The organism is Herbaspirillum sp. Sphag64, assembly GCF_014192645.1.
GTDB lineage: Bacteria > Pseudomonadota > Gammaproteobacteria > Burkholderiales > Burkholderiaceae_D > Herbaspirillum.
Genome location: NZ_JACHYE010000001.1, coordinates 704728 through 729111, shown reverse-complemented (window position 1 = coordinate 729111; position 24384 = coordinate 704728). Strand labels below are relative to the sequence as shown.

The following is a 24384-nucleotide window of genomic DNA, read 5'->3' as shown; positions in this document are numbered from 1 at the left end:
GCGGCTGTAGGCGCTCTGCTTCCGGTCGCGCACTCCAGTTAGCACCGTGTGCGGTGAAAATGTGGATCAGCTGGACGCTTGCCAATTTCGGACGCATCTACTGCGTAGAACATCTCATCAATGGTCCTGATTCTCTGCGGCTAGAAATAGTACAAAAAATGTTCTCCTCGCATGTCCTGCAGAAGCGACGCAGTCAACGATGCTCATGATGTCACTCATGTTGCGACAATGATTTCATATGCCCCCTCTTGATGGGGGGGGCGACAGTTCTCTGAAAAGTTTAGTCTGCATTCGAACGGTCCTCGTACATTTTTAACACATCATTTCTCGTGTCGTCTTTGAATCCAGAAAGACTTTCATAATGCAAATCTATTCCAATGCGTTCAATTTTGATTCTTATCTGAGTGGTGGAGTGGATTTGCGAACAGGACAATACGGTAGTCGCATTAGACTGGCGACGATTTCTCCTGAAGGACCGGTAGAGCAACACCGCGACATCACACTTTCATTTTCCATGATGGAGGATCTCAATACCGGTTTTGGTTTGGGCTGGACCTTAAACACGACTGAGTTCAATGAGGATGTGCGACAACTTAGATTGATCACCGGGCAGATTTACGCGACCGACTCGCTACCGCCAGCAGGTGTTAATGCATCCTTGCGGTTCTGGGATCGCAAGCTCGAAGATATGGTGGTGCGTAGGCAATCTGCAGATATATTGCACGTGATTTATAAGGACGGTGTCGTCGAAGTACTGCGTCGTTTGCGTCCTGGTCCTATTTTCTCGCTCGTTGAGCTTATTTTTGAAAATGGCGAAAGATTCAATTTCACCTATACACGGGTAGCTTCGGGCGATCGTCTCGCTTCGATATCAAATGCAAACTCGGGACGGACATATCTGACACTGCGCTACATCAGCGAATTGCTCTCGCAAGCGGATGTGTTGCAGGATGGGGGGCGTTCTAGCCGTATCCACTTTACGTATTTCTCCAATCAGTTGACCAATGTTTCGGTGCCGGTTGAGACCAATTCCTCCGTACAGAATCTGCCTAGATTCGCATTTCAGTACAGAAATCTCAATGGTTATCTTGCCATATCCAGTTTCACAAACCCGATGGGGGGCGAAGACATCCTTGCCTACGATGGTATTGGACACGCGTTCCGAAATCAGCGCATTCCCTTCGTGTCGCAACTGACAAGTCGCAGCGGCAGCGACTCTCCTAATAGCGTACATCGCTATACCTATAGCGCGAATAATTTCACAGGCAATCCATTTCCACAGTTTGAGGTAGGGCGGGACAATATGTATCAGCATCTCTCCCCTTATGAGTATTGGTGTAGAGATCAGACGGTCGATGGGGCAAATAATGTGCTGCAAGAAAAGCAGGTAACCTTCAATCGCTTTCATCTGCCAATCAATGAGTACACGGCGAGAGCAGGGGCACGGTTTGAACAGCAATATACCTATAACGACATACCAAACGCCCTATTGGGTCAGCAGCCTGCGAATCTGCATTTGCCCAGGGAGATGGTGACTACTTTCAGCGGCAATAACAGTGCTACGCGCCGGGAGGTAGAGACGATTCAGACGGATAATTTCGGCAATGAACTGGTTCATGTGGAACCGTCCGGTGTGCGTCATGAATTTTCTTATTATCCGATTAACGGTTCTTCTGGTAGATGTCCAGCGGAACCACATGGATTCTTTCAGCGCTTCATGAGCCAGGAACGGATTGTGCCATCGTCGCCCGGTCTGAATCCCAAGATCACTGAGTACACTTATACGGCGTTGTCTGGTCTGGCAGGAGGTTTGCCTTACATTGTTCAAGAGTCCAGTATCTTTGCCAATAGTCTTATACAACGCTCGTTTTATCTTCAATCCAATAACGACGCCGTTATGCATGGGCGTATAAGCGAGTCACAAGTCACGCTCAATGGCCAGACCACACGCACGCAATATACCTATCAACTTAGCGCAGATACATTGACTGAGACGCGCCGTGTTGTCGGCTTTGACAATACGGTGTTGACCACGCTCAGATCGACTTCGGTGGTCAACGATCTTTTGCTATCAATACGCAAGGATGATGCAGTCACCGTGAGTTTTGCGTATGACATCAATGGCCGGGTAATCGTCGAGACGATTTCCCCTGGCACGTCAAACGCTGCAGTGCGCCAATACGCCTATCAATTCGCCAGTACGGGTGTTGCGGCCAATGTGGTGACAAATGATGCCTTGAACGGGCGATACATTACACGTTATGACGGCATTGGTCGGCTTGTGTCGGTTTCTCAACTGCAAGCGTCGATTGAGTATCGCATCCGCGCGAATACGTACGATGCATTAGGTCAGTTAATCTCTGAGACCGTGACCGATCGTATCGATGGTCAATCAATAGCACTTCAGACACGCTATGCTTTTGACGGCTGGGGACGGGTGCGCCAGATCACGCAACCCGATAACAGCGTTGTCGTCAGTGAATATGATCCGATAGCACGGGTTCACCTGAAAGGGCGCTCTGGCAGCGGAATGATGCGCAGTGTCGAAAATCAATTCGATAAGATCACCAGTGCTCAGTTGGTGGGGACCAACCAACAAACGATCAGCATATTCTCGCGCACTTTTGACGGTTTCGGACGCTGTGCTTCGGAAACTGATATCAATGGCAATCGTTCCGTTTTTACTTACGATATTTTTGATCGCGTTATCACTGAAACCATTACTCCCGCTACGGGGAACGAAGTCAAGACGGTTTCTTATCTCTATGCCAGTCATATGGTGGAGCCGCTCAAGACATCTGTACTAGTCAATAATATGACGTTGGGAAGGAAAGTTTATGATGGTGTCGGCCGCCTTGTTTCGCACACGCGTGGTAACAGCACGTTATCTACATCCCTGAATTATCCAAGCGGATCGACGCGCCCGAGTTCTGTCCGTCTGCCCACGGGTGTCGTAAAAGAATATCAATATGACATACAGCTTGATGACGTTAAGCAGATCAATATCGCGGGTCAGGCATTCAGTACGTTTTCTTTGAATCCGAGGACTGGAGCGCAGGTCGGTGCTGTCAACAGTGAGTCAGCGCGTAGCTTACAGTACGATGAATTTGGCCGAGTGCAAGTGGACAGCCAGTCAGTCAATCAGAATAGTTTCATTAACAGGTATAGTCATTCTTTGGCGGGGCGATTGACTAATCTTGTGTCCGCCGTAGGCGATACTGAGAGCCTTTCCTATGATCCCTACGGTCGCTTTTCGCAGGCGACAATCTCAGGTGCTGGACGAGCGGCGACTCAGGTCGGACTCTCCTATGACAGGATTGGCCGTGTCAGCATGATCAGTACTGCGGCTGACAGCAAAGTGTTCGCCAGCACAGTGAACTATGACGAGTTTGGCCGCGAATCGAGCCGCCAGATAACCGAGAATGGGCGCCCGTTTCAGACGATCACGCTGACCTATCATGCGAATAGCAAAATTGCTTCCCGGCGAATCGTCGATGCTAATCAATTCACCCTTGCGCATGAATCATTTACCTACGATACCTATGGCAGACTCGTCAGCTATGTATGCACCGGTCCGCAATACGCTGCTGATCAACTTGGGCGATCGATTCGGTCCCAGGCATTTACGTACGATGTACTCAACAACATCACGCAAGTGGTTACGGGTTTGGTCGGTCAGGTTGACAATGTGGCGACCCGTCTTCACAAAGGCATCGATCCTACTCAACTGACCCAGATTACGACGACCAATCCGGCACAAATTATTCAGTTGAATTATGACGCGTGCGGCAATCTGGAGAGCGATGGTATTCGCCGATTGACCTTCGATAGCATGGGGCGCCTGCTCAAGATCAGCAATAACAGTAATGCCATGACTAGCTATGGCTACGATGCCAGTGGACGTCAGATCCGGCAGTCCGATGCGCAAGCCAATTCGGTCGGCTTGCACTACAGCCAGAATCGTATCATTGGTATGAGTCAAGGCAATGTCCGCGGACGGTATGTGCGTCATCAGGGAACTGTGTTGGCGCGCAGCATCAATGCCATCGGGACCGAAGTCAATGTTAGCGATAGCGCCGCCAGCGTGAGGACGGTGTCTGCAGCGAATGGTGGCGTCAGGCACATACAGTATTCCCCTTACGGTATGTCTGACATCGACGGTAACGGCGCCGCTACGCTAATTGAGCGTAATCGGCCTGGTTTCAACGGCGAGCGCTACGATCCACTTGGTCAGCTCTACCATTTGGGAAATGGTCAGCGTGCTTATAGTCCCGAACTGATGATCTTCTTGTCGCCAGATCCGTTGAGTCCATTTTTCGAAGGCGGCATCAATAGTTATATCTATTGCGGCGGCGACCCGATTAATTTCAGAGACCCGAGTGGATTGTCGGCGCTCCCTCTGTGGGCAACCTGGATTTTGATTGGCTTATCCATTGTGCTAACGGCCGCGGCTGCAGTTTTTGGCGGGCCCGCCGCCATTGCCGCAGCAGGGATGACAGGTGTATTGCTCAAGGCAAGTCTGGCCAGCAGCGCTGTCTCTTTAGGTTTGGGTATTGCGTCTGCAAGTGTTTCGCAGATTGACGCAATTAATGGAACGGACAATAGCCAAACTGCCTATTGGCTATCTATTGGATCGCTGATATCCGGCGTTGTTTCTTTTGGTTCTGGCGTGACTGTCGCTGCCAGAGGGGGCGTGGCTGCCTATAAGTCGTCAAGGACTATGAGGAAAATCGGCTACCGGTTCGAGCGAGTAAATGGCAGGGATTTGGAACGCGTGCCCTTATTTTTCCAGGAAAGTCGGCAAACAGCACTTCGAATCGGATTCAAAGAAGCCGGCGCGGAATTGTTCAATTTTCGCCGCGACGGAAGAAACCGTGTGAGATGGTCCATGAACTTAACATCGGACGTGGCAGGATTTTTGGAAAATATCAGCAGCATTTCCATTGGATTCTATGATGCCATCGACGATGTTGCTGATGCCCTTCGAAGGGATGATGACGCGTTATTCGAACCGGTTGCTGGTGGTGTCTACGGTGTGCTTGATAGTTTGCGGGAATTTGATCAAACATTTTACGCACAGGCAGTGAAATTACGTAGTTCCGCATTACTGGATATCTATTCCAAGGCCATGTAGCTCACCTGACAGAACGTCGGTGAAAAGGTGCGCCAGTCGGGGATCATTTTTTATGAGCGCGATCTCAAATGATCGTCATTTTTTCAGGAGAAAATAATGAGATTCATGCAGCCTTATATTCATGATGCCTTGTTTAGCGGGGCAGTCGGGAGTGACTGGATAGGACGTGTGCAGGCCGTAACCAGCAGTCGTGAATGTGTGCCGATGATTATCGACGGCGTCAAATACATGCTCGAATTTTCCTCTCCTGTCGGGTTGCACGTGCCTGGAAATTTTGACGAGATGATTTGTAAGAAACAAGATGGAGGGAAATTCCTGCCAATGCTAGAACATCGCCATATTTCGTTCTGGTTTGATATTGAACGCTTCGGTGAGGATGGTATCAAGCCTATCTGCGAGGCTGATCATGCGATGTTTCTTGTCCACGCGGTCCATTTTTCCGGCATGTTGTATCAGGCATTCTTAGTGTACTTTCGAACGCATCCTCAGGTTGTGCAATATTTTTTTATGGCAGATGTGGCGTTTGCAACGTTTGTGAAGGAAAAAGTCATGATGCCGGTGCAACCCATGACTGCGTCATTGGATATTACGTTGTTGAGCGAGATCGCCCCTCCACATTACGGGTTCTCTGTCTGTTGGTCTGGAGGTGCTCATCATGGATAAGCAATCTACTCCACCACCACCACCAGTGCCAGAGATGGTAATTTTTGAGGTCCATTTAGTAAATAATCGCAGTCAATTGTTTGCCAATAACAATCAACAACTGCAGTTGCACATTCATGCGCAGAAACAGATATGGATGAATAACGCATTCCACGATGTTCCTCTCAGTCAAAATGAAATTAGATCACTTCGATTAATCAGGAACGACACGGGAAATATACACAACTGGAGCTCTGATTCGCAGCGTAACCCGCGTTTTAGAAGCGCAGAGGATACACCTCCCAATGCTTTTATCCATGAGCTAACGTCAATCGATCAAGATATTGCTCCTGTTTTTCACGAACAGGTTGAAAATTACCAAGATGTTTCTAGTGGGGAAATTTTCGATTCATCGGATGTTGCCGTTCCGATGAGGCATCAAGTGATTTCGATATGGTTACGATCCTCAGTGAGAGAAACCGCAAGTTTCGTTGCGAGGATGGTGATGGATGGAGCAAGTAGTGAGACCAGGAGTCCGTCAGCTCGCGCCGTTACCATTCAATCAGTTGCTCCGCGTCGCATTCACGCCCGTGATTTGGACAGGGAATGGCGATCCTATTTCGATGAAAATGTATTTTGGGATAAGATTTACTGGTGGTCTCTGTATATTACCTACCTGCGTTTTCCACCAAACAGTCCGCCCATGATAGAAGGACCTGTCTTAACCGGTGGCGCATTTCTTTCTGGACGGCCTAATCTGCGAAATATATTTCAAGGGGGACGCAGGTTGGCAGACGTGGTAGCACACCCCACAATCAATACTATTTGGACTAGTGAAATACGGAATGGGTTTACTGCTCGGCCCGAAAACAATGCTCAACCGGTACACATACGACCGTCGAATCAATGGCCTATCAGGATATTGCAATATTATGAAAATCCGAACGACCACGCCACCATATCCAGAGAGGTTTTTGTTTCATTTATTGATGTGGATGGGAATACGCATCGCTACCGGATTCGTATAACAGGCGCGACTAATGTCGATGTTTCTGACGCGTAGACCGTCATTGGAAGGAAGGTTCTGAGGGCTCCATGGGAAGGAGGAAAGGGTGTCATAGTGGCACCCTTTTTGCGTAGCCAGCGCAAGAAATTACTTCTAGTTTGTGAACAGCTTATTTCTTGATTTCATAGCTGCACACTTTTTGCAGCATGATGTCGGCGACTGTCCCCGGGGTTGTCTTTACAAATTGCATATTTTTCAGGGCGTCGCTGTGATCACGCTTATCGCCACCGCCATCGAGATCGGCGTAAATGATTTCGCGCGTCAATTTCACGCTTTTGTCCTTGCAGTTGTATTGCTGCAGATCCTTGTAGGATTTCAGTGCAGGGAAATCCTTGTCGTTGGTCGCTCTGGCTTGGCTGAAATTCCACATCGACCACGCTTCGCGAATGCCACCATTATCCTTGATGGAATCGACGTCAACCGTCAACTCTGAGGTATCCGAGTTACCCACAGTGCGCCAATCTTCGGCGTGGGCGCCAACACAGACGAAGCACAACATCAAGAGCCATTTTTTCATCATCAAGTCCATTTCTTTGCATTTTTGCTTCAGGTACTGCACCTGAAACTGGTCGAAGGGTGCCAGCATAGCCTGACGTTAGTTGCCTTTCAAGCAGGCTCACATTTTATTTCACTTGGCGTCTTGTTTGCGGTTAATGGGATGAAATTGCGGGAATCTCCTGTATCGCGTTCCTTGAGCCCGACGCCCGGCTATAATGTCGGACTCCGAGCAACCTGCTGCCAGACTTCAATCATTACGCTATGCAATACGTTTCCACTCGCGGTCATTCTGCGACACCTTCCTTTTCCGATATCCTGCTGGGTGGACTGGCGCCCGATGGCGGCTTGTACCTACCTGCCAGCTATCCCCAGGTGACCAATGCCGAGCTGGATCAGTGGCGCACGCTGTCGTATGCCGATCTTGCCTATGAAGTCCTGAAAAAATTTGCCACCGATATTCCGGATGCAGATTTGGCGGCACTGGCGCACAAGACCTACACGCCAGAGGTATATCGCAACGCCAGACAGGGTGAAGCTGCAACAGCGATCACGCCCTTGCGCGTGCTGGAAGAGCAGGGCGACAAGAAGCTAGTTTTACAAGCGTTGTCAAACGGTCCTACGCTGGCATTCAAGGACATGGCTATGCAATTGCTGGGCAACTTGTTTGAATATGCGCTGGCTAAAAAAGGTGCAGAACTCAATATTGTTGGCGCCACATCGGGTGATACAGGCAGTGCTGCTGAATACGCCATGCGTGGCAAAAAGGGTATTCGGGTGTTCATGTTGTCCCCGCATCAGAAAATGAGCGCTTTCCAGACGGCCCAAATGTTCAGCCTGCAAGATCCCAATATCTTCAATCTGGCTATTGAAGGCGTCTTCGATGATTGCCAGGATATCGTCAAGGCGATCTCCAATGATCTGGAGTACAAGAAGAAGCAGAAGGTTGGTACGGTCAATTCGATCAACTGGGCGCGTGTGGTTGCTCAGGTCGTGTACTACTTCCGTGGCTATCTGAGTGCGACCAGTAACAATAGCCAAAAAGTTTCTTTCACTGTGCCATCTGGTAATTTTGGCAATATTTGTGCTGGCCATATCGCTCGCATGATGGGTCTGCCGATTGACAAACTGGTGGTGGCGACCAATGAGAACGATGTTCTGGATGAGTTTTTCCGTACCGGTATCTACCGGGTGCGCAAGGCTGCACAGACTTACCATACCAGCAGCCCGAGTATGGATATCAGTAAGGCCTCTAACTTCGAACGCTTTATCTATGACTTGCTAGGACGCAATAGTGCCCGGGTGAAAGCGTTGTTCCACAAAGTGGAAACCGTTGGCGGCTTTGATCTCAGTGGTGCTGCAGGTAGTGATGGTGATGAATTTGCGTCTGTGATGCAGTATGGATTTGCCTCTGGCAAGTCGACCCACGCTGATCGTCTGGCAACGATTCGTTTTGCTCAGGAAACTTACGGTATCACCATTGATACCCACACTGCAGATGGTATCAAGGTAGCGCGTGAGCACCTCACGCCTGGCGTCACGATGATCGTGCTGGAAACTGCCTTGCCAGCCAAATTCAACGAAACTATCCGTGAGGCCCTAGGGCGTGATGCGGTCCGTCCTGCCGGGTTTGAAAACATTGAAGCCTTGCCGCAGCGCTTTGAAGTCATGTCAGCCGACGCCGCCAAGGTCAAGGCTTTCGTGGCCCAGCATACTGGTCTGTAATCCATTGGCGGGTTTGCCTCCTGACTGTTCCGGCTTAGGTACAGTCAGGAGGTCCAGTTCTGTTTTGCTTGTCATTAATTCTGCGTTTTGCGCCAATAATCTGGCTGTGCATACGCGTGTCGCAAGAAGTCAACAAACGCACGGATACGCAGCGGCAAATGCCGACGTTGCGCAAAGACAGCGTAAATGTCATTGCCGGGCGCGGCAAACTTGTCCAGTACTGTCACTAGCTCACCAGATTCGATTGCCGAGCCGACTTCCCACATCGAGCGCCAGGCAAGTCCCTTCCCATTCAACGCCCAATTGTGCAGCACCTCTCCATCGTTGCAGACCATGTTGCCGCCGACCTTGAACACTGTGTTCTTGCCTTGCTGGCGCAAGGTCCAGCCACGCTGACTGCCTTCACTACTGATCGCCAGGCAATTGTGGCGCATTAAATCGTCCGGCGACTGCGGTGTTCCATGACGGCGCAGGTAGGCAGGAGCCGCAACGATCACCCGATGATTGTCGGCAAGTTTGACACTCACCAAACTTGAGTCGGTGAGGGCGGCAATCCGGATGGCGACGTCAACACCTTCGCCAATGAGGTCCACGATGCGATCGTTCAGGTTGAGGGTCAATGTGACGTCTCGGTGTTCTGCCAGAAATGACGGTACCAGCGGTGCCACATGCTGACGTCCAAAGCCTGCCGGTGCCGAGATCAGCAGGTTGCCACTCGCCTTGGCGCTGCGTTCAGAGACCGCGGATTCAGCCACTTCCAAATCCGCAAGGATGCGTTGGCAGTCCTCCAGAAAGGCAGCGCCTTCGTTGGTCAAGACCAGCTTGCGGGTAGTGCGCTGCAACAGTTTTACGCCTAATCTTTCTTCCAGTGCATCCAGACGGCGCCCGATCATTGCCGGTGCGACTCCCTCTGCACGGGCGGCGGCAGAGAGGCTACCTTTGCTGGCAACATCGACGAAAGTGGAGATTTGCTTGAACTGATCCATGGCGGTAACCTCAGAAGGCGACCAGGAATTATCCGCTCACTTGTGACTAAAATGCAAAGATAAATTGATAAAAACGTGTTACTCATAATGATTTAGTTTAAATATACTAAGTAACAAATTTATTTGATCCATAACGACTAAGGAGCACAGCAATGACGCAATTGACACTGCCGGCCGGCATGCAGATTTCAGGAGAAATCAAGCCCGGTTATGAACAGATCCTGACGCCTGATGCGCTGGCGCTGGTCGCAAAATTAAGCCGCGCGTTTGAAGGACGTCGCCAGGAATTGCTGGCCGCTCGTGTGGAACGCGTAAAGCGTCTAGATGCTGGTGAGCGTCCTGACTTCCTGTCGGAAACTGCGCATATTCGCACTGGCGACTGGAAAATTGCACCGATTCCAAAGGCGCTGGAATGCCGTCGTGTAGAAATCACCGGTCCGGTCGAGCGCAAGATGGTCATTAACGCCTTCAACTCTGGCGCCGATAGCTACATGACCGACTTCGAGGATTCCAATTCGCCAGTCTGGGATAACCAGATCACTGGCCAGATCAATCTGTTTGACGCCATTCGCCGTACCATTTCGCTGGAGCAGAACGGCAAGAGCTACAAGCTCAATGACAAGATTGCTACGTTGGTGGTGCGTCCACGTGGTTGGCATCTGGATGAAAAACACGTCACCATTGATGGTCAGCGTATCTCTGGCGGCATTTTTGACTTTGCGTTGTTCCTGTTCCATAACGCCCGCGAACAGCTGGCACGCGGCGCTGGCCCGTATTTCTATCTGCCGAAGATGGAATCACATCTGGAAGCGCGTCTGTGGAATGATATTTTCGTCATGGCACAAAACGAGATCGGTCTGCCACAAGGCACCATCAAGGCGACCGTGCTGATCGAAACCATCACCGCCGCGTTCGAGATGGAAGAAATCCTTTATGAACTGCGCGAACACAGCGCTGGCTTGAACGCTGGTCGTTGGGATTACATTTTCTCCTGCATCAAGAAGTTCAAGAATGACAAGGACTTCTGCCTGGCTGATCGTGCCAAGGTCACAATGACTGCGCCATTCATGCGCGCCTATGCGCTGCTGTTGCTGAAGACCTGTCATAAGCGTGGTGCGCCAGCAATCGGTGGTATGAGCGCGCTGATTCCAATCAAGAACGATCCGGAAAAGAATGCCGTTGCAATGCAGGGCATCATCAATGACAAGCGTCGTGATGCCACTGATGGTTACGATGGTGGTTGGGTCGCGCACCCAGGTTTGGTCGAGGCATCAATGAAGGAGTTTGTTGCTGTTCTCGGTGACAAGCCAAATCAATTTGAAAAGCAACGTCCGGATGTTGAGGTCAAGGCTGCTGACCTGCTGAACTTCCAGCCGGAAACACCAATTACCGAAGCTGGTCTGCGTTACAACATCAACGTTGGTATTCATTACCTAGGCGCATGGCTGGCGGGTAACGGTTGCGTGCCTATTCATAATCTGATGGAAGATGCTGCGACTGCTGAAATTAGCCGTGCTCAGGTATGGCAGTGGATTCGCAGCAGCAAGGGTGTTCTGGAAGATGGTCGCAAGGTCACTGCCGAGATGGTCCGTGCGATGATTCCGGAAGAGCTGGTCAAGGTCAAGGAAGTGGCGGGTAATGGTGCCACCTATGATCGTGCTGCACAGATTTTCGAAGAGATGTCGACTTCGCAGAACTTTGCAGAATTCTTGACTCTGCCTTTGTACGAAGAGATCTGATGAGTTTGTCCGGCATCTGTGAACAGGATGCTGGATGAGTTGGATTATCTTCAAAAAGCCCGCGGAACATTGCGGGCTTTTCTCGTTGGTTTATCAGGTCAGTACTTCCGAGCACGCTGCGATGTATAGCAAGGATGCGTCGAGAGATGGAAACTGCAGAACCGACTAACGTTATCCAAGCTACGGAAACAACAGACGAAAAAAATCCCCGACGCATCGGGGATTTTTTACATCTTGCGAACTAAGTTGAACTTAGATTGCTTGGATGTTCGAAGCTTGCTTGCCCTTAGGACCAGTTGTCACTTCGAAAGAAACGCGTTGGTTTTCTTTCAGGGACTTGAAGCCGTTCGATTGGATTGCCGAGAAGTGAGCGAACAAATCTTCGCCGCCTTCGTCAGGAGTGATGAAGCCGAAGCCCTTCGAGTCATTGAACCACTTTACGATACCTGTTGCCATGTTAATTCCTAAATAAGTTAGTGTGGGCTTTGCCCGTTATTATCGTTTAAACCTAGAGAGGAATGACAGACTGATACCGCACTACCAACTCGAATCTTAACGACCGTTTAATTATACCGATTAAATCGTCAATGCAAGTGCTTTTCAGTCTCTATGATCGATTTAATTTGCAGATAATCGATAGATCAAAACTACTGATTCGGATGCAATCCCTTCTTCACGCCCTAAATAGCCCATTTTTTCATTGGTTTTTGCCTTGATGTTAACTTGATTCTCGGCAATCCCGAGATCCTGTGCAACATTGGCAACCATCTGGGGAATATGTGGCGCCATTTTTGGTGCCTGAGCGATGATGGTGGCGTCAACGTTGCCAATGCCATAACCAGCTGCTATGACGCGTCTGGCGGCTTCACGCAGCAACCGGCGCGAATCGGCGCCCTTGAACTCTGGATCCGTATCTGGGAAGTGACGTCCGATATCGCCCAATGCGGCCGCGCCGAATAACGCATCCGTGATGGCGTGTAGCAACACATCGGCATCAGAGTGGCCCAACAGACCAGTTTTATGCGGGATGTCGACGCCGCCGACAATCAGTTTGCGACCGACCACCAGCGCATGGCAATCGTAACCTTGTCCGATGCGGAACGGGGGCAGGGAAGCAGTCATCATGATCCTTGTAAAAAAAGTTCGGCCAGAGCAACATCATGCGCCAGTGTGACCTTGAAGTTGCGCTGGCTGCCTTCCACCAGTTTTGGTTGCAGACCCAACATTTCGATTGCGCTGGCGTCGTCAGTGATCTCGCTGAGTCGCTCTTTGGCTTGCTGCATCGCTTGCGTCAGTAAGCCGTAGCGAAACATTTGTGGCGTTTGCGCCGCCCACAAATGGGCTCGTGGAACTGTTTTGCTGCTGCGATCGTTGACACTGTGTTTGAGCGTGTCGACCACTGGCAACGCCAGTAAGCCGCCAACTTCATCGTCCTGCAATGCTGTCAGCAAACGGTTCAGGAGCAGCTGACTGAGGCCGGGACGTGCTGCATCGTGTACCAATACCCAGTCGTTGTCGCGCAGGTGTTGTCGAATGTGTAGCAGACCATTGCGCACTGTTTCCTGACGGCTGGCACCACCGTGTCGCAGAATAGTGACCTTGTCTTGCAGATGGCTTTGTGTCGACAGTAATTCCTCAATATAGCCATCTTCTGCACTGACAACCACAAAAGTTTGCGAAATGGCCGGATTGGCGGCGAAGGTGTCGAGCGCGTGTAGCAGCATCGGCTTGCCTGCCAGCAGCATGTACTGTTTCGGGATGGTTGCGCCCAGTCGTGCTCCGACGCCGGCGGCGGGGATCAGCGCAACATGGCTGACGGGATGCGGTACGGTAGAACTGGCTGTTGGTGAAGAGATGATGGTCATGCCGGTAGGCGCTGCCTGCGTGGCAGAGTGCTTCGTTTATAATGTGAGGCTGAATTCTAAAGCGAAATTCAGTCGGTTCAGCAGCATTTTGTCGTATTTTGCGCGCCTTGGTGCGCCTCCCAATCCAGCCAATGCCCTTCGATCTGAAAAAACTCCTTCCCAAGCCGGGTGTACGTTTCGTTCCGCCCGCCGTGCATGGCTCGGCTGATGCCTATTTGCTGGCACAGGCCGCACTCGCGCTCAAAGCGGAGAAACGCATGTTGGCCGTCGTTGTGGCCAATGCTACCGATGCGCAACGTTTGCTGACGGAAATTCCCTGGTTTCTGGCGAGCCTGCAAAATATTGACGATGCGCAGCAAAAATTGCGCTGTCACTTGTTGCCAGATTGGGAAACGCTGCCGTACGACGCTTTCTCGCCGCATCAGGATCTGGTGTCCGAGCGACTGGCAACACTCTACGAAATACAGAGTGGCCAGTGCGATGTGTTGATCGTACCTGCCACGACCGCCTTGTTGCGGATGGCGCCACCGGGCTTTTTGGCGGGGTACACCTTCTTCTTCAAGCAGGGAGAGAAGCTTGATGAAGCGCGACTGAAGTCACAACTGACGCTGGCCGGTTATAGCCATGTCACACAAGTCATGTCGCCCGGAGAGTATTCCGTGCGAGGCGGGTTGATCGATATTTTCCCCATGGGTTCGGTCTTGCCCTATCGTATCGACCTGTTTGGCGACACCATTGAAACCATTCGCACCTTTGATGCCGATACCCAGCGCTCGCTCTACCCGGTGCGCGAAGTTCGCTTGTTGCCAGGGAGAGAATTTCCCATGGACGAAGTGGCGCGCACTGCATTTCGTAGCCGTTGGCGTGAAGTGTTCGAGGGTGATCCTTCGCGCGCTGCCATCTATAAGGATATTGGCAATGGCATTGCGGCTGCCGGGATTGAATATTATCTGCCGCTGTTTTTTGAGGAGACAGCGACTCTGTTCCGATATCTGCCCGCGCAGACATTGTTTGCCACGGTGGGCGATATCGATCAGGCGATCAAGCGCTTCTGGAGCGATACCCGCTCGCGCTATCAATTCCTGAAGGCAGATCGTGAGCGCCCGGTGTTGCCACCGGAAGACATTTTTCTCACAGACGAGGACTTTTTCTCGCTGGTCAAGCCGCATGGTCGTCTGGCTCTGCAAACCGACGACGCACCGTCAGAATTATCGGCCTCGATTCCCAATATTGCGGTCAATCGCCGTACCGAAGATCCGCTGACCAATTTACGCAGTTACTTGCTGCGAACCGACAAGCGTGTGATGTTGTGCGCGGAATCGATCGGTCGCCGTGAAACCTTGCAGCAGTATTTCAAGGAATTCGACCTACATCCTGCACTGTGCGACGGCTACGATAGTTTCGCGCTCAACAATGCGCCGCTGATGCTGGGTATAGCACCGTTGCATGCCGGTTTTGAACTGGTCGACGAGGGTTTGTGCTTCATTACCGAAACCGAGCTTTATGCCGGTTCAGGGCGTCGTGCCGGCCGCAAGAAGCAGGAGGCAGTGACTCAGGTCGAGCACATGGTGCGCGATCTCTCTGAGCTCAAGATTGGCGACCCGGTGGTGCACGCCAATCATGGCATCGGACGTTATATGGGCTTGTTGAGCATGGATCTGGGTGAGGGTGAAACCGAGTTCCTGCATCTTGAATATGCCAAGGAAGCCAAGCTCTACGTGCCCGTGTCGCAGTTGCATGTCATTTCGCGCTACTCAGGCGCTTCTGCCGATGATGCGCCCTTGCATGCACTAGGTTCCGGCCAATGGGAAAAGGCCAAGCGCAAGGCGGCCCAGCAGGTCCGGGATACTGCTGCTGAATTATTGAATCTGTATGCCCGCAGAGCGGTTCGACAGGGCCATGCATTTCAGTATTCGGCGCGCGATTATGAAGCGTTTGCCGAGAGCTTCGGCTTTGAAGAAACACCTGATCAGGCTGCCGCCATCAATGCGGTGATTGGCGACATGACCAGCGGCAAACCGATGGATCGCCTGATCTGTGGTGATGTCGGTTTCGGTAAGACCGAGGTCGCCTTGCGTGCTGCGTTTGTGGCGGTGATGGGCGGCAAGCAGGTTGCCATTCTGGCACCAACCACGCTGCTGGCAGAGCAGCATGCGCAGACCTTTGCCGACCGTTTTGCAAACTGGCCAGTGCGTATTGCTGAGCTATCACGGTTTCGTACCGGCAAGGAAGTCAATCAAGCCATCAAGGGCATGGCCGACGGTACGCTCGATATTGTGATCGGTACCCACAAGCTGCTCTCAGATGACATTAAATTTACGCGCCTTGGTCTTGTCATCATTGATGAAGAGCATCGCTTTGGCGTGCGTCAGAAAGAAGCGCTTAAATCGCTGCGCGCTGAAGTTGATGTCCTGACACTCACGGCAACGCCGATCCCTCGTACGCTGGGGATGGCACTGGAAGGGTTGCGCGATTTTTCGATCATTGCCACAGCACCGCAGAAGCGGCTGGCGATCAAGACCTTCGTGCGAGCAGAGGGCGAGTCCACCATTCGAGAGGCTTGCCTGCGTGAACTCAAACGCGGCGGTCAGGTGTATTTCCTGCACAATGAAGTCGAGACGATTGAAAACCGGAAGGCGATGCTTGAGGCTTTGTTGCCAGAGGCGCGGGTCCTGATCGCACATGGTCAGATGCATGAACGCGATCTGGAAAAGGTCATGCGCGACTTTGTGGCCCAACGCGCCAATATCTTGCTCTGTACCACGATCATCGAAACCGGGATCGACGTGCCGACGGCCAATACCATCATCATGCATCGGGCCGATAAATTTGGTCTGGCACAGTTACATCAGTTACGCGGCCGGGTTGGTCGTTCCCATCACCAGGCCTATGCCTATCTGTTGGTCAATGACGTTAAAGGCCTGACCAAACAGGCGCAACGACGGCTGGAGGCGATTCAGCAAATGGAGGAATTGGGAAGCGGCTTTTATCTCGCCATGCACGATCTGGAAATTCGCGGTGCCGGTGAGGTCCTTGGCGACAACCAGTCTGGTGAGATGCATGAAATCGGTTTCCAGATGTATTCCGATATGCTCAACGAAGCGGTCCGGTCGCTCAAGAACGGCAAAGAGCCTGATCTTGCAGCCCCGTTGGCCAGCACTACCGAAATTAACCTCCATGTACCGGCCTTGCTTCCCAATGAGTATTGTGGCGATGTGCACGAGCGCTTGTCGCTCTACAAACGCTTTGCCAACTGTACCGCGCAAGAGGCAGTCGATGCGTTACAGGAGGAGTTGATCGATCGTTTTGGCAAGCTGCCAGAAGTCGCCAGGGCCTTGATAGAAACGCATCGATTGCGGATCGCAGCCAAGCCGCTGGGCATTATCAAGATTGATGCACACGCTGAGTCGGCGCTGCTGCAATTCGTCCCTAATCCACCGATCGATGCCATGCGCATCATTGAGCTGATCCAGAAAAATCGGCACATCAAGCTCAACGGACAGGACAAGCTAAGAATTACCGCCAATATGCCTGATCTCAATGCGCGCGTGACGCAAGTCAAGGCAACCATGCGTTCCTTGCTGGGTTAGATTAGCTGGCCAATGTCGTACCTATTTCTCATTTTGTCATTTCCATCAACATGAACATGAATCTGATTCTGCAAGGACTCTCCACTGAACGTGCTGCCATTGAGGGTCTCATCAAGCTGGCACAGCCGCAAAGGGTCGTGGCCTTGAGTGGCAATGCCTGGCGCTGTGAAGGCATCGCCGATAGCGCTGAACTGAGAGAGCATATCAATGCTGCCTGCCTGCCACTGCAGGTCGATTACGCCTTCGTAGAAGCTGGGCGGAGCCTTGACGATTTCAGGCTGGTTGCCATGGACATGGACTCGACGCTGATCACCATTGAGTGCATCGACGAGATTGCCGACATGCAAGGGCTCAAGCCCCAGGTTGCTGAAATTACTGAAGCTGCCATGCGTGGCGAAATTGAATTTCAGGAGAGTCTGACGCGCCGGGTCGCCTTACTTGAGGGGCTCGATGCGGGTGCCTTGCAGCGTGTTTATGACGAGCGCCTTGCTTTGTCTCCGGGTGCGGAGAAGATGCTGCAGGCAATTCAGGCAGCTGGTTTGAAAACCTTGCTGGTTTCCGGTGGTTTTACTTTTTTTACCGACCGCATGAAGCAGCGTCTGAAGCTCGATTACACACATGCCAACGTGCTCGAGATCGTTGACGGCAAGCTCACTGGAAAGGTGGTTGGCGGGATTGTCGACGCCGAAGAAAAACGTCTGACTGTGCAACGCGTGTGTGCCGATCTGGGTGTGTCGACTGATCGGGCAATCGTCATGGGTGACGGTGCCAACGATCTGAAAATGATGGGCATCAGTGGTTTGTCGGTTGCTTTCCGTGCGAAGCCTGTGGTGCGCGCGCAAGCAACAGTGGCGCTGAACTTTGTTGGTCTAGATGGGATTTTGCATATACTGGCAAAAACATAAGGAGAGCCGCATGAGCCAGGTCCTGAATCAGGAAGTTGTGCTGGAGGCAAGATTGCAGTCGGCCAAGGATCTGGCCTCATGGTTGTATATTTTCCATGGACTGAGCCTGGTTTTCTCGCTGGGCATGTTTTCCTGGTTACCCCTGATCCTTAATTACCTCAAACGTGACGAAGCTGCTGGTACCTTCGTCTACAGTCATCACCGCTGGCAGATTCGCTCATTCTGGTGGTACCTCTTCGCTCTGTTTATCGCCGGTCTGCTGTGCCTGACCGTCATCGGCATTCCGCTGGCGCTGATGTTGGGCGCGCTCGCCTGGATCTGGAAGGCCTATCGGTTGCTGAAGGGCTGGTTTGATCTCGGCAACAACAAGCCTATGCCAATATGAATATCTGGGCGCATGTCGTCGTCCGGACATATGACAGCGTTACCATCCGGTCTGCCCTTGGAGTAAACTTTTGCGCATATTTTTGCCCGAACCAGTGAAAGAGGAATTCCATGAACAAAGTCTATCCAGACGCCGTTAGTGCGTTAGCCGGGATTGTCCATGACGGCCAGGTGATTGCCGTAGGCGGCTTCGGCCTGTGTGGCATTCCGGAGGCGCTGATTGCGGCGCTGCGCGATTCCAATGTGCAGAACCTGACGGCCATTTCCAACAATGCCGGTATCGATGGCTTTGGTCTGGGTCAATTACTGACGACGCGCCAGATCAAGAAGATGATCGCTTCCTATGTGGGCGAGAACAAAGAGTTCGAGCGTCAGTATCTGGCGGGCGAGCTGGAGCTGGAATTTACGCCGCAAGGGACGCTGGCTGAAAAGCTGCGCGCCGGTGGTGCTGGCATTCCGGCATTCTTCACCAAGACCGGCGTCGGTACGTTGGTTGCCGAAGGTAAGGAAATCCGTGAGTTTGACGGTGCGCAGTATGTGATGGAGCGTTCGCTGGTAGCCGACGTCTCGCTGGTCAAGGCGCAGAAGGCGGACCGTGCTGGCAATCTGGTGTACAACAAGACCGCCCGTAATTTCAATCCGAATGTTGCCATGGCAGGCAAGATCACTGTGGTCGAAGTCGAAGAACTGGTGGAAGTGGGAGCGCTGGACCCCGACCAGATTCATACGCCCGGTATTTTCGTGCACCGCATCGTGGTCAATGCGACCCCGGAAAAGCGGATCGAACAGCGCACTGTCAGCAAATAAGGAGAACAAAAATGGCATGGACCAGAGACGAAATGGCAGCGCGAGCAGCCAAGGAATTGCAGGATGGTTTTTATGTGAATCTGGGGATTGGCTTGCCCACGCTGGTGGCCAATCATGTCCCGTCTGACATCGAAGTGTGGCTGCAGTCAGAAAATGGTTTATTAGGGATTGGCCCGTTTCCGACCGAGGACAAGGTGGATGCGGATCTGATCAACGCCGGTAAGCAGACTGTGACTACGATTGCGGGATCGTCGTTTTTCAGCTCGGCAGATTCGTTCGGGATGATTCGCGGTGGCAAGATCAATATTGCGATTCTGGGGGCGATGCAGGTATCGCAACAGGGTGATCTGGCGAACTGGATGATTCCCGGCAAGATGGTCAAGGGCATGGGTGGTGCGATGGATCTGGTGGCCGGTGTGGGGCGTGTGGTGGTGCTCATGGAACATGTTGCCAAGGGCAAGGATGGCAGCATCTCGAAAAAGATTTTGCCGCAATGCAATCTGCCGCTGACTGGTGTGGGCGTGGTCAATCGGATCATTACCGATCTGGGCGTGATCGATGTCACGCCGACTGGCTTGAAGCTCATCGAGCTGGCAACCGGGGTGAGCAAGGAAGAGGTCTTGGCTAATACCGAAGCAGATTTGGATGTGAGCGCGGTGTAGTCGGTCTAAGAAAGTAGTAGCGTCGGTTGAGTTATCAGCCGGCGCTTTTTTTTGAACAGAATAAAATTGAGGAGCTGATGGAATGCGTGAAATTGCCAACGTAGAGGAACTGCAGGCGCTGGTGGGGCAGGAGGTTGCACAGAGTGACTGGATCACAGTCAACCAAGAGCAGGTTAATCAATTTGCCGAGGCGACCGGCGACCATCAGTGGATTCACGTCGATGTGGAGCGTAGCAAGCGTGAATTGCCTTATGGCGGTACGGTGGCGCATGGTTTTCTGACGCTGGCTTTGCTGCCCCAATTATTAGGGCAGAGTGTTTCCCTTGGTGATGCACGCATGTTGCTCAACTATGGTTTGAATCGGGTTCGCTTTCCGGCACCCCTGCCAGTTGGCGCACAGGTGCGGGCACTGATCGTACTGCAATCGATGGAAGCCATCCCAGGTGGTGCACAGGTGGTGTGGGAGATCACAATCGAATCTGATCGTGGCGAAAAGCCAGTGTGTGTCGCCGAGTTTATCGTGCGCCGTTATTGACCTAAGCGGAACTGTTCACATCTGCCGTTGCCAGCATATTGGTACTCGTACTTGTCGCAGTCTGTTCGGAAGACTGCGACAATTGCCAGTGATCAGCACCTCTGATTTCTTATCTGGCGCGTTTCAAAAAATTGATCAGCGGGGACGAACGCAAGAACTGATATGTGTTGAAACGCAGTCTGGCTGTCAGATGGGAAGAGACCTGTACCGCACCATGCTGAATAATTTCCTGCGGTTGCCAGCGCTGCTTGGAATAATCGATGCCGGTTGAAAGATTCACGCCGACACACCCTTGTTCGATTGCCCAGCGAATGGCATGAATGACGAGTGTCGTCATGACACTGAAACCACCCCAAGAGGTGTCATATCCGGAGTAATAAAGGTAGAGTTGCCCCTGATTCAGAAACCCGATGCGTGTGGCGACAATCTGTCCGTCAATGTATAGCTGAAAAAGACGCAGGCTTCCTTCACTTGCCGCCGCCTGGAGATAGGCAGCTAGAAAACGCTGACTCTTTTCGTCGCGGAATACATCAGCATGGCTTACGCCATCATCATGAGCTGCACGATGCTTGTGCAGCCTCAGAAATGTTGCAATCGCCTCACCAAGATGAGATTCATTTTCGATCACGCGCAGTTCTGTCTGGTGCTGATTGCGGCGCAGTGTATTGAAGCATTTGCGGATGGCTTCTTTCATGTTGCGCGACAAACTGCTCTTGAGTGCTTCCCAGTCAGCGGGTAAAGGCAGGTAACAAATCACGCGGGTATCGGCGGCCTGTGCCCCGTCGCTCGTCAAGTGATCGTATTGTTGCTGCGAAAGGCCTTTCCATTCGATCCAGTCCCATGCTGTATTGTGCTTCTGTAGATATCGACGGGTCACGGTGAGTGCTTGCTCGGCATCCTCGGGGCGACAGATCGGTCCACGGATTTCCGTGATGTTGGGATCTGCCCCAAAAAATTGCAATACCTTGATGCCGCCAGTACCAAAGTCACCCCGTACACTCACAATCAGCGGTGCAACTGCACGTAGTTGCTGCTGTTGGTCGCGCATGACTAAGACATGCAACTGGTCATGAATCAGTCTGCGGTCGGCACGCATATGCTGCCACCAGAGTATGTTCCAGGAGGGGGAGATAAACGGAGACTGTAATGGCAGACTATTCGCCAAAATCTGCCATTCGTTTACCAGTGCACACAAGGCGGCTTCGTCGTTAATGAGTTCGAGTGTGAACTGAGCGTGATCAGTGTTGGTCATGTGGGCATTGCATGCGATGTTGGAAGGGCCGATCAGGATATTTATACTTTTATTCGGATGCCCATGGATGGCTGCTTATCCGTGTCCAGAACGCCGAGTCAACAAGCGATGTTTTTCTTGCGAAAAATGAGAGGCGAGAGCGCTTGTATGAATTTCGTTGAGCATGGTCTTGAGTTGCTCATAGGCTGGCAAGGGTGTGCTGAGCAACTGTTGAGCCCATTGCAGGGCATGTTCAAGGGCGGCACCAGGGGACGCGACGCGATTGATGACTCCGCCAGCATGCAGTCGTGCAGCAGATATGGGGCTGGTGCCGAGCAATATTTCGGTGAGCCACTGAGCGGGAATCGTTCTTGAGAGCATCCATGCGGCGCCGCCAATAGCCCAGGAACCTGCCTGAGCTGGCGAGATGCCAAAACCAGCGTCGGTACTGGCAACAACCAGATCGCAGGCAAGCGCCAGAGAAAATCCTGCATCCACGGCCGCCCCCTCGACTGCCGCTATGACTGGTTTGGGAAAGCTGCGCATCGTATCAATCAGATTATGTAGATTGTCCAGACTGCGAACTTGTACGGCTGCATCCTTGCTGTGCTGAATGCCGCTGCAGAAGCTGCCATCTGCGCCGGTGAGAATCACATTGCCAATGCTGTCGTCACGCTCAATTTTGGTCAGGGTTTCCAGTATGGCAGCGAGCAGATCACCATCGACTGCATTGTGCTGTCCCGGATTACTGATGGTGAGTATCAATGTTGATTCGTTGCGCGTGGCGTTGAGTTCTGCTGTCATGGCATCGAAGTCGATTGTAGGTTAGTGGCGACGATTCCGTCTGGGTTTGCAGGTCAGATTTTAGCCAGTCGTTCCAGTGCCAGCGCAAGGGTTTCATCCTTTTTGGCAAAGCAGAAACGCACAATGCCGGATTCACGCGGCGTATTGTAAAAGGCTGATACTGGGATCGCAGCAACGCCGATTTCGCTGGTCAGCCATTTGGCAAACTCCGCTTCTGGCAGGCTTGAGATCGCACTGTAATCAACGCACTGGAAGTAGGTGCCCTCCGAAGGCAGCAGCTTGAAGCGGGTGTTTTTCAGGCCATTCTGGAACAGATCGCGTTTGCGTTGATAGAACCTGGGAAGGTCGATATATGCTGATTGGTGCTTCATGTACTCAGCCAGCCCGTGTTGGACGGGCGTGTTGACGGTGAAGACATTGAACTGATGCACCTTGCGGAACTCCGCCATCAACGCCGCCGGAGCGGCAACGAAGCCGACTTTCCAGCCAGTGACATGATAGGTCTTGCCGAAACTTGAATTGACGAAGGTACGCTTGGCAAGCTCTGGATGACGGCATAGAGACAGATGCTGCTGGCCGTCGTAGACCATGTGTTCATACACTTCGTCGGCAAGGATCAACATCTCGGTACCACGGACGATGTTCGCTAGTGCATCGATATCAGCCTGCTGGAAGATGGTTCCAGTTGGGTTGTGCGGGGTATTGACCATGATCAGGCGGGTTTTCGGTGTGACTGCGGCCGCAACCTTATCCCACGGTACGCTGTATCCCTGTGTGTCCACCTGCATCTGGACGAACACAGGAGTACCGCCTGCAAGTTCGATGGCCGGCACATACGAGTCATAGGCAGGTTCTATCACGATCACTTCATCCCCCGCATGCACAGCGCACAGGAGCGAGGTCAAGATGCCTTGCGTGGCACCAGCGGTAATGGTGATTTCCGTCGTCGCATCATACTGATACCCATGCAATGCTTTAATTTTCTCTGCAATGGCGGTGCGTAGCGCAGGTACGCCAGTCATCGGTGGATACTGGTTCAGCCCAGCCTTCATCGCTGCGCTTACGGCATCAATCAGCGCTGGATCGCAATCGAAGTCGGGGAAGCCCTGTCCCAGATTGACGGCTGCCTTTTCGCTGGCAAGCGCTGACATAACAGTGAAAATCGTGGTCCCTACCTTGGGTAGTTTGGAGGTGATTTGAGTGAGCTGGCTCATTGCACAAGTGTGAATTGAATTGGCAGAGGGATCTGTTTGCGGAAGTTTGCAAAAAATCAAGAAAAGCTATTCTAGCCCGATTTAAACCAGCACCGGCAATCTCTTCCGGTGGCTTAGTTTGTCGTTGCTTCTGCAGCCTTGTTTTGCGCATGCCAAGTTTGCGGTGTCATGATGGCAAACATGTCGCGACGTGCTGTCTTTTTTGCCAGCTTCAACAAGGCTTTGTCTTTGGTCAGCAAGGTTTGTGCTCCGGACTGCAATGCCAGTTCAAGAAATTTCTGGTCGTCCGGATCGGAGCAGATCGGCAAGCCAAACGTATTGACGCTGGCGTTGGGTAGACAAGTGATGAGATCATCAAACGCTGCACGGATGGCAAGTTTATCCTCATCCTTGACTGGCAGGTGGGGGTAGTCAAGTACGATAAGCCACTCCATGCGGCAATCTTCCCGGGTGACCGCCTCGATCCGGCGACTGCGCAAGGCATCAAGCAAATCCATCCAGCGTGGATCCCTGAACACAAAAAGATCCAGGCAAACGTTGGTGTCGAGTACCACTCTGGTTTTTGCTGAATCTGAAAATGTTGTTGCCGTCATTGCTGCT

At 52.1% G+C, this 24384-nt stretch carries 20 protein-coding genes; 11 read left to right on the top strand and 9 right to left on the bottom strand.

Going from position 1 to position 24384, the window contains the following annotated elements:
- Positions 1–361: 361 nt before the first annotated feature.
- The 3 genes from FHW66_RS03225 (at position 362) to FHW66_RS03215 (ending at position 6839) form a co-directional block, all read left to right on the top strand.
- Positions 362–5134 (top strand): RHS repeat domain-containing protein, encoded by a 4773-nt coding sequence (locus tag FHW66_RS03225; protein ID WP_183378248.1) that lies wholly within the window; start codon positions 362–364, stop codon positions 5132–5134.
- A gap of 105 nt (positions 5135–5239) precedes the next feature.
- The gene (locus FHW66_RS03220; RefSeq protein ID WP_183378247.1) at positions 5240–5797 is read left to right on the top strand and encodes a hypothetical protein; all 558 of its coding nucleotides are present in this window, start codon (positions 5240–5242) and stop codon (positions 5795–5797) included.
- Positions 5790–6839 carry a hypothetical protein gene (locus FHW66_RS03215; protein WP_183378246.1) on the top strand — a complete coding sequence of 350 codons (1050 nt, stop codon included), beginning with the start codon at positions 5790–5792 and terminating at the stop codon, positions 6837–6839. The genes FHW66_RS03220 and FHW66_RS03215 overlap by 8 nt, the downstream gene beginning before the upstream one ends.
- Positions 6840–6951: 112 nt before the next feature.
- Here the strand turns inward: FHW66_RS03215 and FHW66_RS03210 are convergent, their stop codons facing one another.
- Positions 6952–7362 carry a surface-adhesin E family protein gene (locus tag FHW66_RS03210; protein ID WP_255458786.1) on the bottom strand — a complete coding sequence of 137 codons (411 nt, stop codon included), beginning with the start codon at positions 7360–7362 and terminating at the stop codon, positions 6952–6954.
- A gap of 239 nt (positions 7363–7601) precedes the next feature.
- Between FHW66_RS03210 and thrC the strand changes: the two genes are divergently transcribed.
- Positions 7602–9062 carry a threonine synthase gene (gene thrC, locus FHW66_RS03205; protein ID WP_183378245.1) on the top strand — a complete coding sequence of 487 codons (1461 nt, stop codon included), beginning with the start codon at positions 7602–7604 and terminating at the stop codon, positions 9060–9062.
- Positions 9063–9136: 74 nt separating this feature from the next.
- On the opposite strand, the gene FHW66_RS03200 is transcribed toward thrC, so the two are convergent.
- Positions 9137–10048, bottom strand: a complete 912-nt coding sequence (locus FHW66_RS03200) for a LysR family transcriptional regulator (protein ID WP_183378244.1) — start codon at positions 10046–10048, stop codon at positions 9137–9139.
- A gap of 152 nt (positions 10049–10200) precedes the next feature.
- Between FHW66_RS03200 and aceB the strand changes: the two genes are divergently transcribed.
- Complete coding sequence (aceB, locus tag FHW66_RS03195) at positions 10201–11787, top strand: malate synthase A (RefSeq protein ID WP_183378243.1); 1587 nt, start codon at positions 10201–10203, stop codon at positions 11785–11787.
- Positions 11788–12039: 252 nt separating this feature from the next.
- Here aceB and FHW66_RS03190 read toward each other — a convergent pair whose 3' ends face one another.
- The 3 genes from FHW66_RS03190 to ispD form a co-directional block, all read right to left on the bottom strand.
- Complete coding sequence (locus tag FHW66_RS03190) at positions 12040–12243, bottom strand: cold-shock protein (RefSeq protein WP_007878889.1); 204 nt, start codon at positions 12241–12243, stop codon at positions 12040–12042.
- 162 nt (positions 12244–12405) lie between these two features.
- On the bottom strand, positions 12406–12909 hold the full coding sequence (gene ispF / locus FHW66_RS03185; protein WP_183378646.1) for a 2-C-methyl-D-erythritol 2,4-cyclodiphosphate synthase: 504 nt from the start codon (positions 12907–12909) through the stop codon (positions 12406–12408).
- The gene (ispD, locus tag FHW66_RS03180; protein WP_183378242.1) at positions 12909–13652 is read right to left on the bottom strand and encodes a 2-C-methyl-D-erythritol 4-phosphate cytidylyltransferase; all 744 of its coding nucleotides are present in this window, start codon (positions 13650–13652) and stop codon (positions 12909–12911) included. Before ispD ends, ispF begins: the two co-directional genes overlap by 1 nt.
- Positions 13653–13783: 131 nt before the next feature.
- Between ispD and mfd the strand changes: the two genes are divergently transcribed.
- The 6 genes from mfd to FHW66_RS03150 all read left to right on the top strand — a co-directional run bounded on the left by mfd (position 13784) and on the right by FHW66_RS03150 (position 20535).
- Entirely contained in the window at positions 13784–17242 is a 3459-nt protein-coding gene (gene mfd, locus FHW66_RS03175) for a transcription-repair coupling factor (RefSeq protein WP_183378645.1), read from the top strand.
- Positions 17243–17298: 56 nt separating this feature from the next.
- Positions 17299–18147: a phosphoserine phosphatase SerB gene (gene serB / locus FHW66_RS03170; protein ID WP_183378241.1), complete on the top strand. Its 849-nt coding sequence runs from the start codon at positions 17299–17301 to the stop codon at positions 18145–18147.
- A gap of 22 nt (positions 18148–18169) precedes the next feature.
- On the top strand, positions 18170–18532 hold the full coding sequence (locus tag FHW66_RS03165) for a hypothetical protein (RefSeq protein WP_183378644.1): 363 nt from the start codon (positions 18170–18172) through the stop codon (positions 18530–18532).
- A gap of 110 nt (positions 18533–18642) precedes the next feature.
- Positions 18643–19338: a CoA transferase subunit A gene (locus FHW66_RS03160; protein ID WP_183378240.1), complete on the top strand. Its 696-nt coding sequence runs from the start codon at positions 18643–18645 to the stop codon at positions 19336–19338.
- An 11-nt stretch (positions 19339–19349) separates the two neighbouring features.
- The gene (locus FHW66_RS03155) at positions 19350–20000 is read left to right on the top strand and encodes a 3-oxoacid CoA-transferase subunit B (protein ID WP_183378239.1); all 651 of its coding nucleotides are present in this window, start codon (positions 19350–19352) and stop codon (positions 19998–20000) included.
- A gap of 82 nt (positions 20001–20082) precedes the next feature.
- A complete protein-coding gene (locus FHW66_RS03150) occupies positions 20083–20535 on the top strand; it encodes a MaoC family dehydratase (protein WP_183378238.1) in 453 nt (150 codons plus the stop codon).
- Positions 20536–20644: 109 nt separating this feature from the next.
- Here FHW66_RS03150 and FHW66_RS03145 read toward each other — a convergent pair whose 3' ends face one another.
- The 4 genes from FHW66_RS03145 to FHW66_RS03130 form a co-directional block, all read right to left on the bottom strand.
- Positions 20645–21787, bottom strand: coding sequence for a GNAT family N-acetyltransferase (locus FHW66_RS03145; protein ID WP_183378237.1), 1143 nt, complete (start codon positions 21785–21787; stop codon positions 20645–20647).
- A gap of 75 nt (positions 21788–21862) precedes the next feature.
- Positions 21863–22570, bottom strand: a complete 708-nt coding sequence (locus FHW66_RS03140) for an enoyl-CoA hydratase-related protein (protein ID WP_183378236.1) — start codon at positions 22568–22570, stop codon at positions 21863–21865.
- A gap of 53 nt (positions 22571–22623) precedes the next feature.
- A complete protein-coding gene (locus FHW66_RS03135) occupies positions 22624–23784 on the bottom strand; it encodes a pyridoxal phosphate-dependent aminotransferase (protein WP_183378235.1) in 1161 nt (386 codons plus the stop codon).
- 113 nt (positions 23785–23897) lie between these two features.
- Positions 23898–24377 (bottom strand): putative toxin-antitoxin system toxin component, PIN family, encoded by a 480-nt coding sequence (locus FHW66_RS03130; RefSeq protein WP_183378234.1) that lies wholly within the window; start codon positions 24375–24377, stop codon positions 23898–23900.
- Between the last annotated feature and the right edge of the window lie 7 nt (positions 24378–24384).